The organism is Phytoactinopolyspora halotolerans (assembly GCF_010550675.1).
Taxonomy (GTDB): domain Bacteria; phylum Actinomycetota; class Actinomycetes; order Jiangellales; family Jiangellaceae; genus Phytoactinopolyspora; species Phytoactinopolyspora halotolerans.
Genome location: NZ_JAAGOA010000004.1, coordinates 1 through 14753, shown reverse-complemented (window position 1 = coordinate 14753; position 14753 = coordinate 1). Strand labels below are relative to the sequence as shown.

9 protein-coding genes and 1 pseudogene are annotated in these 14753 nt (G+C 69.4%); 5 read left to right on the top strand and 5 right to left on the bottom strand.

Annotated elements, in window-relative coordinates; genetic code table 11:
- Positions 1–259: 259 nt before the first annotated feature.
- Genes G1H10_RS06630 through G1H10_RS06615 form a run of 4 tightly spaced genes read right to left on the bottom strand, consistent with a single transcriptional unit; the run spans position 260 to position 8079 of the window.
- Positions 260–1120 carry an ABC transporter ATP-binding protein gene (locus G1H10_RS06630; RefSeq protein ID WP_174264131.1) on the bottom strand — a complete coding sequence of 287 codons (861 nt, stop codon included), beginning with the start codon at positions 1118–1120 and terminating at the stop codon, positions 260–262.
- Positions 1120–4272 carry a hypothetical protein gene (locus G1H10_RS06625; protein WP_163734556.1) on the bottom strand — a complete coding sequence of 1051 codons (3153 nt, stop codon included), beginning with the start codon at positions 4270–4272 and terminating at the stop codon, positions 1120–1122. Before G1H10_RS06625 ends, G1H10_RS06630 begins: the two co-directional genes overlap by 1 nt.
- On the bottom strand, positions 4269–7340 hold the full coding sequence (locus G1H10_RS06620) for a hypothetical protein (RefSeq protein ID WP_163734553.1): 3072 nt from the start codon (positions 7338–7340) through the stop codon (positions 4269–4271). The genes G1H10_RS06625 and G1H10_RS06620 overlap by 4 nt, the downstream gene beginning before the upstream one ends.
- Before the next feature lie 52 nt (positions 7341–7392).
- A complete protein-coding gene (locus G1H10_RS06615) occupies positions 7393–8079 on the bottom strand; it encodes an ABC transporter ATP-binding protein (RefSeq protein ID WP_163734550.1) in 687 nt (228 codons plus the stop codon).
- 1072 nt (positions 8080–9151) lie between these two features.
- Here G1H10_RS06615 and G1H10_RS06610 point away from each other — a divergent pair.
- The 4 genes from G1H10_RS06610 to G1H10_RS06595 are packed head-to-tail and all read left to right on the top strand — an operon-like array spanning position 9152 to position 12493.
- On the top strand, positions 9152–9985 hold the full coding sequence (locus tag G1H10_RS06610) for a DUF4129 domain-containing protein (RefSeq protein WP_163734547.1): 834 nt from the start codon (positions 9152–9154) through the stop codon (positions 9983–9985).
- Positions 9986–9990: 5 nt separating this feature from the next.
- The gene (locus tag G1H10_RS06605; protein WP_163734543.1) at positions 9991–10530 is read left to right on the top strand and encodes a hypothetical protein; all 540 of its coding nucleotides are present in this window, start codon (positions 9991–9993) and stop codon (positions 10528–10530) included.
- Entirely contained in the window at positions 10527–11906 is a 1380-nt protein-coding gene (locus G1H10_RS06600; RefSeq protein WP_163734540.1) for a DUF58 domain-containing protein, read from the top strand. The genes G1H10_RS06605 and G1H10_RS06600 overlap by 4 nt, the downstream gene beginning before the upstream one ends.
- The gene (locus G1H10_RS06595; RefSeq protein WP_163734537.1) at positions 11903–12493 is read left to right on the top strand and encodes a hypothetical protein; all 591 of its coding nucleotides are present in this window, start codon (positions 11903–11905) and stop codon (positions 12491–12493) included. The genes G1H10_RS06600 and G1H10_RS06595 overlap by 4 nt, the downstream gene beginning before the upstream one ends.
- 8 nt (positions 12494–12501) lie before the next feature.
- Here the strand turns inward: G1H10_RS06595 and G1H10_RS06590 are convergent, their stop codons facing one another.
- Positions 12502–14055: an MDR family MFS transporter gene (locus G1H10_RS06590; protein ID WP_216852969.1), complete on the bottom strand. Its 1554-nt coding sequence runs from the start codon at positions 14053–14055 to the stop codon at positions 12502–12504.
- Between the two features lie 238 nt (positions 14056–14293).
- On the opposite strand from G1H10_RS06590, the pseudogene G1H10_RS06585 reads away from it, so the two are divergent.
- Positions 14294–14753: pseudogene (locus G1H10_RS06585) on the top strand (hypothetical protein); the annotation flags it as partial.

Sequence of the window (14753 nt, the reverse complement as noted above, 5' to 3'; positions counted from 1 at the left end):
TTGTAGAGTTCTGAGTCAGCACCCGACGGCCGTTTTGCGCCATACCACGGCGCCTGTTCCAATACGCATCCTCGACCGCCGGAAACTGTCAATGAACCGGGCACGCGCGCGGCGAATACCCGCTCGGCCCGTTATCTATTCGCCGCACGCCGATCTGTGCCCGGAGGCGGTCGCGCCGTGAAAGCATATCGGCATTGCGAGCACGCGAGAACTCCGGAATATCCGACGTGCGAAGAGTTGTACGGTGAATACGTCGACACTAACTCTCCTCCTGGTCGTCATCATCCGGTTCTTCGCCGGATTCCGGCCGCAGCCGGACGGTGAATTTGTCATGATCGACCAGGAAAAGGGCACCAGGACCCAGCCCTTCCACCACCTCCGGCGGCAGCTGCACCGTGCCGTCGGCCGCGAGCACGGCAAAGTCTTGCCCATCGCGGCCCTCCGCCCCCACCCGCCCGTCACGGATCGTCACGACCCGCCCGAGCTCGCTGCCGAAGTCCACGTCGTGAGTGACCGCGACGATCGTCGTGTCCCGTTTGGTGTTCACCGCCCGGAGCGCGGCAAGCACGTCGGCCCGGCCCGCTGCGTCGAGCTGACTGGTGGGCTCGTCGACGAGGAGGAGCCCTGGGCTGGCGGCGATTCCCACCGCCAGCGCCGCGCGCTGCCGCTGTCCTGCGGTGAGCCGGCCGGGCTTGGCCCGGCCCAAACCGTGCAGTCCCACCAGGTCGAGGATTTCCTCCGGGTCGTACAGCTCGATCCCTTGAGTAGCGGCCGCCCGCCGCTGCGCGAGCCAGACGTTGCGGTACAGGCTCACGTACGGCAGCAGGTTCCGGGCGGAGCCCTGCAGCACCACCCCGATCTCCGTGCCGCGCAGCCGGCTCAACTCGGCGTCGCTGAGCCGTCCGATGTCGTACGCGCCGACCGTGATCCTGCCGGCAGACGGCCGCATCAGGCCGGCCAGCAGGGCGATCAACGTCGACTTGCCCGATCCGGACGGGCCGACCAGAGCAACCATCTCGCCGCTGTGGATCGTCAGGTCAACGCCGGAGAGCGCCATGACCCGGGAGCCTTCGATTTCGTAGACGTGCAGTACGCGCGCACACACAGCTGCCAGACCCATCAGGATTCCACCTCCTGTAGTTCGCCCTCGGTGCCGCGGCGGGAGCCCGGCCGGCCCCGTGGGCGCTCACCCGCGACGGTCCACGCTCCGGTGGCCGCCGCGACCAGGAGCACCAACGTCAACCAAGCGAGCGGCTCCGCCACGCGATACCATTCCGGCCAGGCCGCGAGCAAGGCCTCATCGACGCCCAGCGGCAACCGGGCCCCGGTAACGAGCCACGCCACTCCGGCGGCCACCAGACCAGCGACGACGCTGGTCGCGACGATGGTGCCGTACAGCCAGCACGCCATCGAGGTCGCGGTTCGGCGGGAGGCGCCCTGGACGCGCAGCGAGCGCAGACCCGGCCGCCACGTGCGACGGTCGACGGCCACCACCGATGCCAGCGCACCTAGGGCAACCAGGACGACCACGCCCGTAGCGAGCAGGTGGAACCGCAACGCCAGCGCGGACCCGGTGGACTCCGCGACGGACCGCACTCCCTCGAGCGTGCGTACGTCGTCAATCGCGAGGCCCGTCTCACGCAGCCGGTCGAGCACCTCGGCCGGCGCATCGGCGGTCAGCCATACCTGCGGTGCGGTCGCCGGCCCGGGCCAGGATGCGCTTCGGATGGCGTACTCAAGATCGATCAACGTTCCCCGGACACCGATGCCGGGTAACGCGGCCACCGTCGACCGCACGTCGATGCGGACGGCACGACCATCGATCCCTGGAACGACCATGCCGTCGGCACCGGGCTCCGCGGCCGGTCGGACGTCCAGCGAGCCGACCCGGCCCGCGGCCCCCGCCGCGTCGGCGATATCCGCGGTTGCCACCGCGGGCAGCGGATACGGCACGTCAAGCGGGCGCAGCACGTATCCGTCCTCGGGCTGTTCGCCGCGGATGCTGACCCGCAGCCCGTCCGCCGTTGTCTCTGCGGTGACCGGCTGCGTGAATTGCTCGCTCTCCTCGGAGCCATGCCACGCCTCGGCTACCAGGCGATCATCCGGGATGACCGGCCGCCCGGCCTGATGCAGCGAGTGCAGCGTCACGTCGTGCAGTACCACGTCCGCCGCCACGACCCGGATGAAGACGAGCCCACCCAGGCGGCAGCCCGCCGCGCAGCCGTCCACGGCGACCTGGTAACGCTGCCGGCCGGCCGTGATCGGCTCGAACCCGGCCACCACGGCGTCCCCGGCCGGCGGCACCAGCAGCAGCGCGGCTGTGACTGCGCCGTCGTCGGTGTACGGCCCGGGGGTGAACTCGGCGGTCAGTTCTCCGTCCAGGACGGTCAGCGGTTCTCGCGGTGGCGGCGGCCGCAGAAGCCGCGCGACCTCGTCCGCGTCGAGTTCGCCGTACTCATCGGACCAGAGGGCCACCTCGCCCAGCCGGGTACTGTCCACCGCCAGCATGGGAGGATCACCCGCAGCCGCCGGTGCGACAACGGCCGCCATGGCGTACTTGCCGGTCGGATCCGCCTCCCGCACAGCGGTGAGCAGTTCGGTCCGACCGGCACGCTCAATATCCAGTACCCGGGCGCTGCCCAGCTCCCGGCGCACCTCGTCCGCTCGGCCTTGTGCCGCCACGTCCACGCTCGCGGCGGCATAACCTAGAGTGCCGGCCGAAACGGCCAGCACCACCATCACCACTATCGTGCCCGGGCGGCGGACCAGATAGAGCGCCGCCACGCCCGGACCGAGTCGTCCACGCCGCTTGGCCCGGCGGCCGGCCGCCCGGAGGATGACCCGGGCGGCACGGGTAACCAGGAGCGCGGTCGCGAGCATCACGATCGCCGGGGCGGCGACCATGACACCCGTCAGTTCGCCGTCGGACATCACCAGATCGGCCGCCACCGCCGCCGCGAGCCCGACGACAAGCGCCTCACCGGTCGCCACCACCGCCCGCCCAGACCGTGGAAGCCGGCGTAACAGCTGCACCACCGATGCGGACAACTCGCGACGCAGAGCCACCAGCACCACCAGCAACGCGCCCACGCCCGCCACGCCGCCGGTGATCAGCTCCTGGATACCGAGCGCCGCGCGTGCCGATCCGGCCGGCGAGACCAGATCGATCAGCGTCGGCGCGGCCACCACGCCCACGGCGATGCCGGCCACGATCGGGAGCAGACTCTCCGCGGCGAACACGACGGCTCGAATACCGCGTGGAGGGCTGCGGAGCGCCACCGCCGCAAGCTCCGGACGCCGGCCGGCGAGACCTTGCCGGACCGCGAGGTACAGCACCAGGTACGTCACGACCACCAGTGGTGTGGCTGCGACCGGCAGCAACGCGCGGGCGTCGTCGCGATGCGTGGCCACGCGCTCCAGCAGCTGCGGCAGTCCGGTAGACAGTTCGGCCGTATCACCCCGGACTTCCGCCAATCGTCGCTGTGCGGCCGCGAGCTGCGCACGCAATGCGGGCACCGCGTCCGGAGTGAGCGCGTCCGGCGGCAGAATCGCGTCCACGTGATACGTAGAGTGTCCGTGCGGCAACGTCTGCAACGCGTTCCGGTTGGTCAGAAACGCGGCCGGGTACACCTCGCCGCCGAACGGCTCCTGCGGGTACCAGTACGGATCGGATGGGTCCGCCGGCTCGACCACCCCCACCACAGCGAACGATGCGGGTGGCCCGTCCGGCTCCCAGCCGCCGGAGTCGTTCTGAATGACGGGCACGAACGACACCGTGTCGCCCGCGGCCACGCCCGCCTCGTCCACCAGACCAGCGGGCACCGCCACTTCCCGGTTGCCGACCGGGCACCGGCCTTGGACGAACACCGTGTGCACGCAGAACCCATCCCGCGCGAGCAGCCGCTGCACCACCGGCGCCTCCGAAGCCGAGCGCTGTACACGGATCTCCACCGTCGTCACGGGCGCCAATGCCATCAGTTCAGCGCGAGCCTGGTCCATGGCGGCAAGGTCTTCCGGTTCGGCCGCTGGGCCGGTCGGCACGGCGTCGTCGTCCCCTGCCGGTTGCCCGGCCCCGGCTCGGAGTGCGGGCAGGGAAACCAGCAACTCCGATCGGGGGGATTCGGCGACCTCGGCTGCGGTGCTCGCCTGGTCGACGGCGGCCGCGAACAGCGGAACCGCGACCGCCGACGCCGTCGCTGCGGCGGAGAGGATCAACAGTGCCGCGGCTTGTCCCCACCGGGCGGCGATCTGCACCACGACAATCGGGATCACGCCGCCTCCCACGGTGTCGCCGCACCGGGCGACGCGGGCCCGCCGACCGAACCGGCACGTGTCCTACGCACCAGCGCGACGTCCACCGACCACGCCGCGGCCCCCAGCACGGCTGCCGCGGTCGCCGCCACAATGAGCGCCGGGATCGGGCGGACGGGCGACGTCGACAGCACCGACCAGCCGTCCACGAACCCGGGCCGCAGCAGCTGTCCTACCGCGGCCGCCGCCAGGCCCGCCACCGAGCCGACGACAACCGCGGCGCCGACGGCCGCGAACAATCCGCCGTGCTCGACGACGCGTCGCTGCTTCACGCTGAGACCCTGGATGCGTAGCGCGGCCCACTCGGCGCGTCGGAACGGCCGCTCGCGGATCGCGTACGCCAGCAGCACGCCCACCAGCAGCACCACACCGATGATTCCGACCACGACAGCAAAGCGGGCGCCCACCGCGCTCCCGGACGCCGCCAATCGGCCCAAGTGGTCGGAGAGCGTCTCCTCTTCGAGCACGGTCAGGCCCGCGGCCTCCAGCTCTTCCAGGATGGCCGGGTGCGCCGATGAGGACACCCATACCTGGAAGCCACCTTGACCCACGGTGGCGGGCTGTTGCCGCTCCGCGTACTCCAGATCGACCACAGCTCCGGTCTCGCCCAGCCGCGGAATCAGCGAGGCGGTCGCCGCTGGCCGTACCGGCACGGGTGGCCCGGACAACGGAGCCAGTCGCGGCTCCGCTACCGACGGTGGGTGCCACCCCGCGGTGACAACCGGCAGCGGCGCCGGGGCGTCGGCGACGAAGACCTGGTCGTTCCGGGACAATGCCGCACTGGAGGCATCCGGTATCCGCAGGCGCAATGCCGGGCCGGCAGCGCTGATCAGCGGGCCCAGGTCTCGCGGGCCGAGGGCGGGGCGCCAGCGCGCCGGATCGGTCGGCGACGCCGACGCAGAACTCTGCTGCTGGTCACCGCCGGAAACCCGGTGGATCTCGACCCACGCACCACTCGGCGGCGGTTCGGAGTCATCGGCCAGCACCTCCACGCCGACCAGGCGGCACCCGGACGCACACTCCGGAGTCCCGGCAGTGTAGGTTTCCGGCGTCTGACGCAATGGGCCGAACACCGCTTGAACCGGTTCCCCGCTCTCCTGCTCCCGCAACGTCACCGAGGCGTAGAGAGCCGTCCGGCTCGGGCTGCGGCCGGCGGCGTCGACCCTGATCCGTTCCGTGCGGAGCACGGTCACGTCGGGTTCCTGAGGGCGGAGCACCGCCGCCAGCTCGTCGACGGCGCCGCCGTACTCGGCGCGCCAGCCGGTGACGACCGCGAGGCGCGTGCTGTCCACCGCGAGGACCGGCGGCATGTCACCAGTCGTGGGCTGTTCTACCACCGCCATGGCCGACGTTCCGTCCGGGTCGGCCATGCGCACGGCGGAGAGCAGGTGTGCGGGGTCGTCGGCGAGCACGCTGACCACCCGATCCGCGCCCGCTTCGAGAGCCGCACGATCGGCCTCGGTGCGCTCGTTCACGTCGTACCCGACGAGCGCGGTGGTGAGGACGGCCACCACGACTCCGGCCAGTGTGAACACGCGACGGGTGCCGGGAAGTCGGGCCAGGTTCGCGGCGACGAGAGCAAGCGCAGGCCGGCCGCCGCGCAACGCCCGCGAAGTCAGCCAGCGCAACACCCGCGGAATGATCCACGACGCCATCACCACCAGCGCCGCCGACGTGAGCGCTGGTGCAAGCAGAGCGAGGCCGTGCGCATCGCTCCCTACCGTCACTGCCTGTCCGACGGCCCCTGCGGCCAGCGCGATCAGTACGATCTCCGCCATCGAACGGAGCCACCTCCGGCGCCGGACTGCTCCCTGATGCAACAGGTCTCGCACCGGCATTCGCAAGGTTCTCAATTGTGCGGCGACCATGGCGAAGAGCCCGCCGGCCAAGGTGGCTCCCACCAGCACCATTGCCAGTAGCGTGGCCATCCGACCGTCGTCCCCGTCGATCCGTCCGCCAAGCACGCGCCCGAGTATCAGGCCGCACGGAACCCCCGCGACCGCACCGGCCGTGAGCGGCGCGACGCCTTGTACCAGCACCACGAACCATCCCCGCCCGGCGGGCGCCCCGTGCAACCGCCACCAGCCCACGTCGGCCTGGGTCTGCAACGCGGCCTCCCGTACCACGACGACGAGGGCGGACCAGGTCAGACCCACCAGGAGGAGCACGCCCACGCCCACGCCGGTGACCACGTTCCGACGCTCACGATCAACCCGTTCGAGAAGCGCATAGAGACCTGCCGCACCGACCTCGAAATCGTGCCGTCTCAGTTCGTCCAGACCGGCGCCGAGATCAGAGTTCAATCGGTCGACGTCCGCGGTCGCCAGTAGCGACGGATCGATCGTGAGGTCATGGGTGTACGTGACGTCCTGGTAGTCCCTCATCGCCGGTGCGGCGACGAACACCGTCGCACGGTCCGGTTCCCGGTTCTCCCCGGCACCGAGCAGGGCCGCATCGGCCCAGTACGGGTCGCGTGGATCCACGGTCGCGTATACCCCGGAGACCGTGACGGGGACCGCCACCGGTCGCACTCCGGAAGCGTCCCGCTCGAAGTGCTCGATGGCGATCTCGTCCCCTGATCCGACATCGACCTCGTCGGCAAGCGCGGCCGGAAGCATCACCTCATCCGGGGCCGATGCGCACTCGCCGATCAGCACTAGCCGACCGCACACGCCTTCGCGGAACGCCACCGTGATCGAGATCGATCCGTCCTCCGTGGGCCTGAGGAGCAGTTCCGCCTCGGCCTTCGCACCGACGACGGATGTGAACCCGGCGGGCGTGAACAGGTCTCGGATCGCCTCCACCGGCGCATCCGGGACCTGGTGCGACGAATCCGGCCGCCACGCCGCCGAGACCAGGCGCTCGGGCGCGGCCGCACGCTCCGCCGTCGCCACACCCACCTGTTGCCGCGCGCTGACGGCGTACCACGGAGCGGCCGCCAGCGCCGTTCCCGCCAGCCACGCGATCGCCAGCAGGATCAGGGCCTGGCCGCGCCGCGCTACAAGCGCGCTGCGGATGACATCCCACATGGACGGCTGTCCTACACATGCCGCTGCCGGGCAGGCCGGGCGCCGCCGGACATCACGACACCATCTCCATTCCGATCAACCGCGTGGATGATCGCCGCGGTCGTGCGGTTCCACCGGTCAATTGGAGCTCCGCATCACAGAACGCCGCTGCCTCCGCGTCGTGGGTGGCCAGTATCACCGCTGCCCCGCGGTTCGCCTCTTCGCGGAAAGTCTCGAGCACCATCCCACGGGACGCGGCATCCAGTTCGCTCAGCACCTCGTCGGCCAGGACAACGCTGCCCTGCAGCGCCAGGCCGCGGGCGATGGCGGTGCGCTGCTGTTGACCGCCGGAGAGCTCTTCCACGACCTGATCCCGCTGCGCGGAGAGGCCCAGTCGTTCGAGCCAGTGCAAGGCGAGCCGGCGTGCCTCGCCCGGCCGGATCTGGTTCGCGATCAGAACCGCTTCGATATTCTCCACCGCGGTCAACGCGGTGAGCAGTCCGTTGTCCTGGGGGATGATCACCACACTTCGACCAGGTCGCCTTTGCCGCGGCCACGCCGGAGCGCCGTCCACCGTCACCGTTCCTTCGCGTGGTGGCAACAACCCCGCCATGGCTCGCAGCAGTGTCGTCTTTCCTGCACCGGACCAACCGGTGACCGCGAGAATCCGGCCTTCCGGCACATCCACACTGACGTCTCGAAGCACCGGCACCGCATTGCCATAGGCAACGGTCAGCCGGTCGACCGATATCGACCCCATGTCCCGCCTCCGCCTTCGTATCGGAACGAACCACTCCCGCTCGGAGCGCGGCCCGCACGGAACGCGTCCACGCCGCTTCCACTCGCTGCAGGCAGACTGATCGGGCCGCGCGGCAGATGTGGTTCGTCGTGAGTGTCCCTCTACGCCCAGACAAGCCTCGCCAGCATGGCGGTTCGGTGTACTCCTCAGGTGTACTCGTCAGGTAGTGCTCGCGTCGTGAACTGGATGCGAGACATGTTCTCCCGCGGGCGTCACAGGGAGAGTGAAGTCGTCATACCCATACCGAACGAGCGGACGATTCCGCAGACGAGAGCGTCGTATTCTGCACGACATGAATGAGTTGGGCGATTGTCGACACACACTGGTACGTGATTGCCGCATATTTCATATGTGCGGGCCACGCCCATGCGAGGTGAACGGAATCCCGCCAGCAAAACGAACGATGGCGTGCATGACTTTCGCATTGTCACACACGCCGAACTCCGCCGCGCCTCCTTCGAAGGCTGATTAACCGATTTGAATTTGGTGTTTCACGACGATAGATCATGGGCAAGTCGGAGTCAAGGGGGCGCGGGTCAAGACCTTGCATCACTCCGCCACGACCAGCGCACGGCATTCATCGGACACCACTCGCGGTCGGGACACCTTGCTGCCGCACGACGGTTTCATCAACGGGCAGCGGTCCTCCGCGGCCGTGCGCGAGACCTGGCGGGCCCGACGTGGCGAATAGATGGATAATCCATGCCCATACACTCGTCCCGAACACGGATATCGCCCGTGGACACGGACTCTTCCTCCGCATCGGATATCCGGCACAGCGTAATCGTGACTTCATCCCCGCGAATGCCACGTCCGGGACAAGTCGACCCTGATTCACTGATATGCAGTCCGGTGGAAACCACCCGTGCCAAGAGAATAGCCAGTATCTCCCGCACCCGGCCGTTCACCGCTACGTCACGTCGTCAGAGCCTCCTCCACGTACACGGGGCGCACGCATCGCCCATCCGATGTCCGGCAACGACCCACCTCGGAGCACGGATGCCGCGAGGTGACGCTATGTCAGGATGAGATGGTGGCGGACCACGACCGAGACGAGTCCGGAAGCCAGCAGCGGCTCAGCGCTGCCCTTCCTGCGCTGGCGGCATTCGGCGCCCTTGCTCTGCTCGTCGTCGCGATCATCGGGCTGGGACGGTTGAGCATCGATCCTCCGGAGTGGAGCGGCGAGCGCGACACCTCGGCCCGGTATCCCCCAGAACCGACCCAGTCACTGCAGCGGCCCACCTTGTTGACGGACCCGGAGGACGGCACCGACGCGGCGCCGGACATACCGTGGGACATCGCACTCCTTGTGTTGGTCGGCCTGCTCGTTGTCCTCGCCGTGATCGTGGCCCGGCGACTGCCGTGGCACCTCCGTCGGCGCCGGACCAGCCGGATCACCGGTGGCATCGTCGACGAGGCTGTGGACAGCACCGACGAGCTGCGCACAGCGGTGCAGAACGCGGGCACGGCCCTGGAAGCGATCGAGACCACCGGGACCGATGCCATCATCGAGGCGTGGCTGGCCCTGGAGGGCGCCGCGGCGTCGTCGGGGGTTCCCCGCCGGCTCTCTCAGACGCCGAGCGAGTTCACCGAGGATCTGCTCCAGCGGCACCACGCCGATCCGGACGCCACCGCCGAGCTGCGCCGGCTCTATCACCGTGCCCGGTTCTCCCCCCATCCGGATATCACCTCCGCCGACGTCGATGCGGCACGTCGCGCGCTCGACGTCATCCTGGGCACGCTGCAGGCACCCGTTTCAGCGGAATCCGTGCAGCAGGACGCGCCAGACGCACAGGACGGGCCGGACACCCGAGACGGCGGCGCCCCGCCGGCGCCGTCGAGCCGCACCCGAGACGGCGGACGGTGAGCGCGATGCGACGGTGGTACATCGGTGCACCGCTGGCCGGCATCGGAAGCGGACTGTTCGCGTTCGTCATCGGTGTGCAGGGTTGGCGCCCGATCTTGATCGGCGTCGTTGTCGCCGGCGCGCTGATCTGGTCCAAACGCTACTGGCCGGAAGGTTCGTACTTCCCGTGGCCACTGCGCGGCCCACGGCTGCACGGCGGAGGATCCCATCAGGTGGCGCGCCTCACGTCGAGCATCTCGCAACGGATCCGGGCACGCACCCCCGACCCGTCGTTACAGTACCGGCTGCGTCGACTGGCCACCGCCCGTCTGCGCAGGCTAGGACTCGCCTGGGACGACCCCCGCGCCGTCCAGCTGCTCGGAAAGGACGTCCACGACGCGCTCGGCAGCGACGAGTTCAATCCGGATCTGCGCAGCATCGAGGTGATCATCGGCGTGATCGAGCGCCTTGACGACGCCGCGGCGCGCTCCGACCTCGGACCCGCCGGTTCCGCGGTCACCAGCACGGCCGCTCGCGTCGCCGGACGAGGCGAGGTGGCACGATGATCTATACCCGGCGCAAGGTCTGGCGGCCCACCCCGGCCTACGCGCGAGCGGTGGGGTTGCCCGTCGTCCTGGGCTGCACGGCGCTCGCCTTCGGCCGCGTCGAACTCCTGCTCCTCGGGGCTCCGCTGCTGCTCGGCGTGTTGCTCGCGCGCGGCCGGTTCAGCCCGCTCGCGCAGGCGTTCGGTGCCGCACCCATCCGGCACGCGCCGCCGTCGGTCGAGGTCAACGGACCGAGACGGCTAGACGCGGGCCGGGCCGCCAAACTCGCCACCACCATCACCCCGTCGGACGCCGAGATCGTGACCGTGCTGCTGCCGCCGGAGATCCAGGACGGTGACGGGGAACGGGTGCTGGTCCAGGCGCCCACCGCGGACGACAACCGGCACATCGTGACCGAGATGGCGATCACCACCTGGGGTACGCACGAGCTCGTCCGTCCACATCATCTCGTGGCGGGCCCGGACGGACTCTGGGTCGTCGGCCCAGTGGAGGCGGCGCCGTTCACCGCGCAGGTGCTGCCGGCGGTCACCGCGCGGCTGCCCTCGGGACCGTTGCCGCCCCGGCCGGCCGGCATGGTCGGTGCGCACCGCACCCGGCGAGCCGGCGAGGGCACCGACCTGCACGACATCACACCGTTCGTTCCCGGAGACCGGCTGCGCAGAGTCGACTGGCGCGTGACGTCCCGGCAGTCCGGACCGGACGAGCAGCTGTTCACGCGGCGGACCCTGGTGGACGCCGACGCCGACGTCATGTGCTGCCTGGACAACCGCTATGACCTGGCAGCGGACGTGACCACCTGGTCGGCCGTGGCCGACGTCGTCCCCGACGGCGAAGGCGACTCGGTCGGGCGTACCAGCATCGACATCGCCGTCGACACCGTCTCCTCGATCGCGGCCACCTACCTCTCCCATGGGGATCGGGTCGGCATGCTCGATCTCTCCATGCCGTCCGGCATGGTCCGACCGGCCAGCGGAAGCCGCCAGCTCATCCGGATCCGCAGCCATCTCGCCCGGCACACGCGACGGCCGGGCGCTGCCGACACGACGCGGCTCGCCCGGCGTGTCCCAGGGTTCCCGCCGGGAGCGATCATCGTTGTGACGTCGGTCTTCCTGGACGAAAGCATGGTTGAGCTCGCGGTCGGGTGGCGCCGGGCCGGGCATCCCGTGCTGGCGGTGGACGTGCTTCCGGACCCGTTGCGGCTGGAACCGAGGAACCGGGCGATGTCGCTGGCTGTGCGGGTCGTCATGGCAGAGCGTGCGGAACGTATGGCCGCGTTGCTCGGGAACGGCGTCGCGGTCACCGGAGCCGACCCAGCCCAGTTGGCTCTCAGACTCGCCCGCCTGGCCCGAGCCCCACGCCGGAGCCGCCACCGATGACGACAGATCCGACACCTCCGGCAGGCTCGGCGGACACACCACGACCCCAGGTCCGGCCGCAGCGCACCACACGGGCCGGACCCGCCACCCAGGCCGGACCCACCCCGCAGAACGAGTCCGCTACACAGACCGGGATTGCCGGGGCCACCAGGGCTGCCGGGGCCGGTCCGGCACCGGGTCAGCTCAGCCGTACACTGCCGTCCTGGCAACTGCGCGGCTGGCTCGCGCTGAGCTGTCTGATCGTGGTCGGATCCATCGCCGCCTGGGCGGGACTGCACCTGTTCATGGTCGCCGTCTTGCTCGCATCCGCGGCATACGCGGCGATGCGGCCCGACTCGCACGCGCCGACTGCGTTTCTGGCGCTGGCTGCCGGCGTCGTCGTCTTCTCCGGAGCCGACCTGTCCGCCTGGATCCTCCCCGCGGTGTTGGGTTTCCACGCGTCGCACGTGCTGGCGGCATTCGCCGCTTTGGCGCCGTGGGACGCCGCCGTCGAATACGTCGCACTGCGGCCGGCGTTGCGCAGGTTCGTCGTCGTGCAGGCCGCGAGCCAGTTCCTGGCGCTACTGGCCTTGCTGGTAGCCGGCTGAGGCGCGCATTACCGCGTCACCGTCGTGGGCTCGTCCGCCGCCGTTTCCGCCTTCCGGGTGCCGAGCGGGATCTCCGGGATCAGCAGCGCCGCAATGAACGCCACCGCCAGGAACGGCAAGGCGGTGAGAAACACGTCGTTCAGTGCCTGTACCCAGGCCGTCGTCATCGCCTCGCGCGGGCCGTCCGGCAACTCCTGAATCGCCTGCACATTGTTCGCCACGTTCGCCTCGTCGACCCCGGTGGGCAACTGCCCTGGGGCGTCGCGCAAGTAGTGCGAGAGCCGGGCATTGAGCACCGCTCCGAAAATGGCCGTACCGAAGGCCCCACCCATCGAGCGGAAGAACGCCACGCTGGACGTACCGACACCCATGTCAGAGCGTGCGACGGAATTCTGCACGATCGTGACCAGGACCTGCAGCGTGAAGCCGAGTCCGAAACCGAAGACAAAGACGTACAGCGCGACCTGCCAGTACGGGGTGTCGGTCCCCAACGTGGACAGCAGCAGCATCGACACGGCAGTGATCGAGGCGCCGAGGATCGGATACGCCTTGTACCGACCGGTGCGGGTCATCAACTGGCCGGAACCGATCGAGCTGGTGAAGATGCCGACCATCGCGGGCAGCAAGGCGAGGCCGGACTCCGTCGGCGACATTCCCTGCACGACCTGCATGTAGATCGGCATGTAGATCAGCCCACCGAACATCGCGACACCCATGATGACGGTGAACAGCACAGCCGGGGTGAATACCCGGTTCCGGAACAGGCGCAACGGCATGATCGGCTCGGCCGCCCGGGACTCCCACCAGATGAACACGGCAGCGATGAGCACCCCGCCGATCAGCAATCCCAGCGAATACGGGTCGCTCCAGCCGTATTCGCCGCCGGCCCACGCGGTGTACAGCAGGATGCAGCTGACCGAGGCCACCACCAGGGCAGCTCCGAGGTAGTCGATCGTGTGGTCACGTCTGACCTTGGGCATCTTCAGCGCCAGCGACGTGACCACCAGTGCCGCCACACCGATCGGAAGGTTGATCCAGAAGATCCAGCGCCAGCCCGGTCCGTCGGTGAACCAGCCGCCCAGCAAGGGCCCCGCCACACTGGCCGAGCCGAACACCACGCCGAAATAGCCCTGGTAACGGCCGCGCTCACGGGGCGGGATCACGTCGCCGACGATCGCGAGGGCCAGGGCCATCAGACCGCCGCCACCCAGACCTTGCACGGCGCGTCCCGCGATTAGCACACCCATGCTGTCCGCGAGTGCAGCGATCGTTGATCCGGCGACGAACGTGACGATCGCGGCCTGGAAGGTTGGACGCCGTCCGTAGAGGTCGGAGATCTTTCCCCACAGCGGGGTCGACGCGGTGGTGGTCAGCAGATATACCGTGACCACCCAGGAGAGATGATTCAGCCCACCCAGCTCGCTGACGATCCGCGGCAGCGCCACCCCGACGATGCTCTGGTCGAGCGCGGCGAGAAACATCCCGGCCATCAGCCCGGCGAGGACGATCAGGATCTGTCTGTGCGAGAGGAAGCCGTCGGTATCAGGCTTCTGTGATTGCACGTTCCTCAGTTAACACCCAGATATGTGCATAGCGCAACTATTTCGGTGTGGGGTGGAACACGCATCTGGCCGCCCACTACCTCAGAACGCCTGACACCTAAGTACACCACGCACGGGAGTGCACTCACCTCTTACTTGAGCTCAATAAGCTACATACTCCTGTTCCTGTGTACGTTTTCTGCTCTCAGCGTACGAATGCCTGTAGATGTCGGCGGGAAGATCGCCTACACTGGTACGCATGTTCGACTCCAGTCACTACAGCAGCCCCGATGGCTCCGGCGAGGCCGCCGGAGCCAGATCCGCCTCGCGCGCATCCGGGAGCGCCGACGGGTTCGCGGGCACGGCCGCGGAAACCTCCGGCCAGAGCGACCGTGGCCGGGGCGACCGTGGCCGGGGCGACCGTGGCCGGGGCGGCCGCGGCCAGGGTGACCGCGGCGACGCCTGGGATGAGCACGGCGCCGACCACGGCGGTTCCGGCCAGGGCGATCACGGCGATGCCGAGGATGCGGACCTGGCCGGCGAGCGCGGTGGCGGTGGTGGTGGGCATCCGGTGTTCGAGGTGCTCGACATCTTGGATGCCGGGTTCGCCCAGGGCCGTGAGGTGGATGCGGCGGGGTTGAACGACGATGATCTGGCGGTGGCGATCCGGCGGGTGCATGCGGTGGCGGCTCGGCAGGCGGAGTTGTTCACCCGGCTGG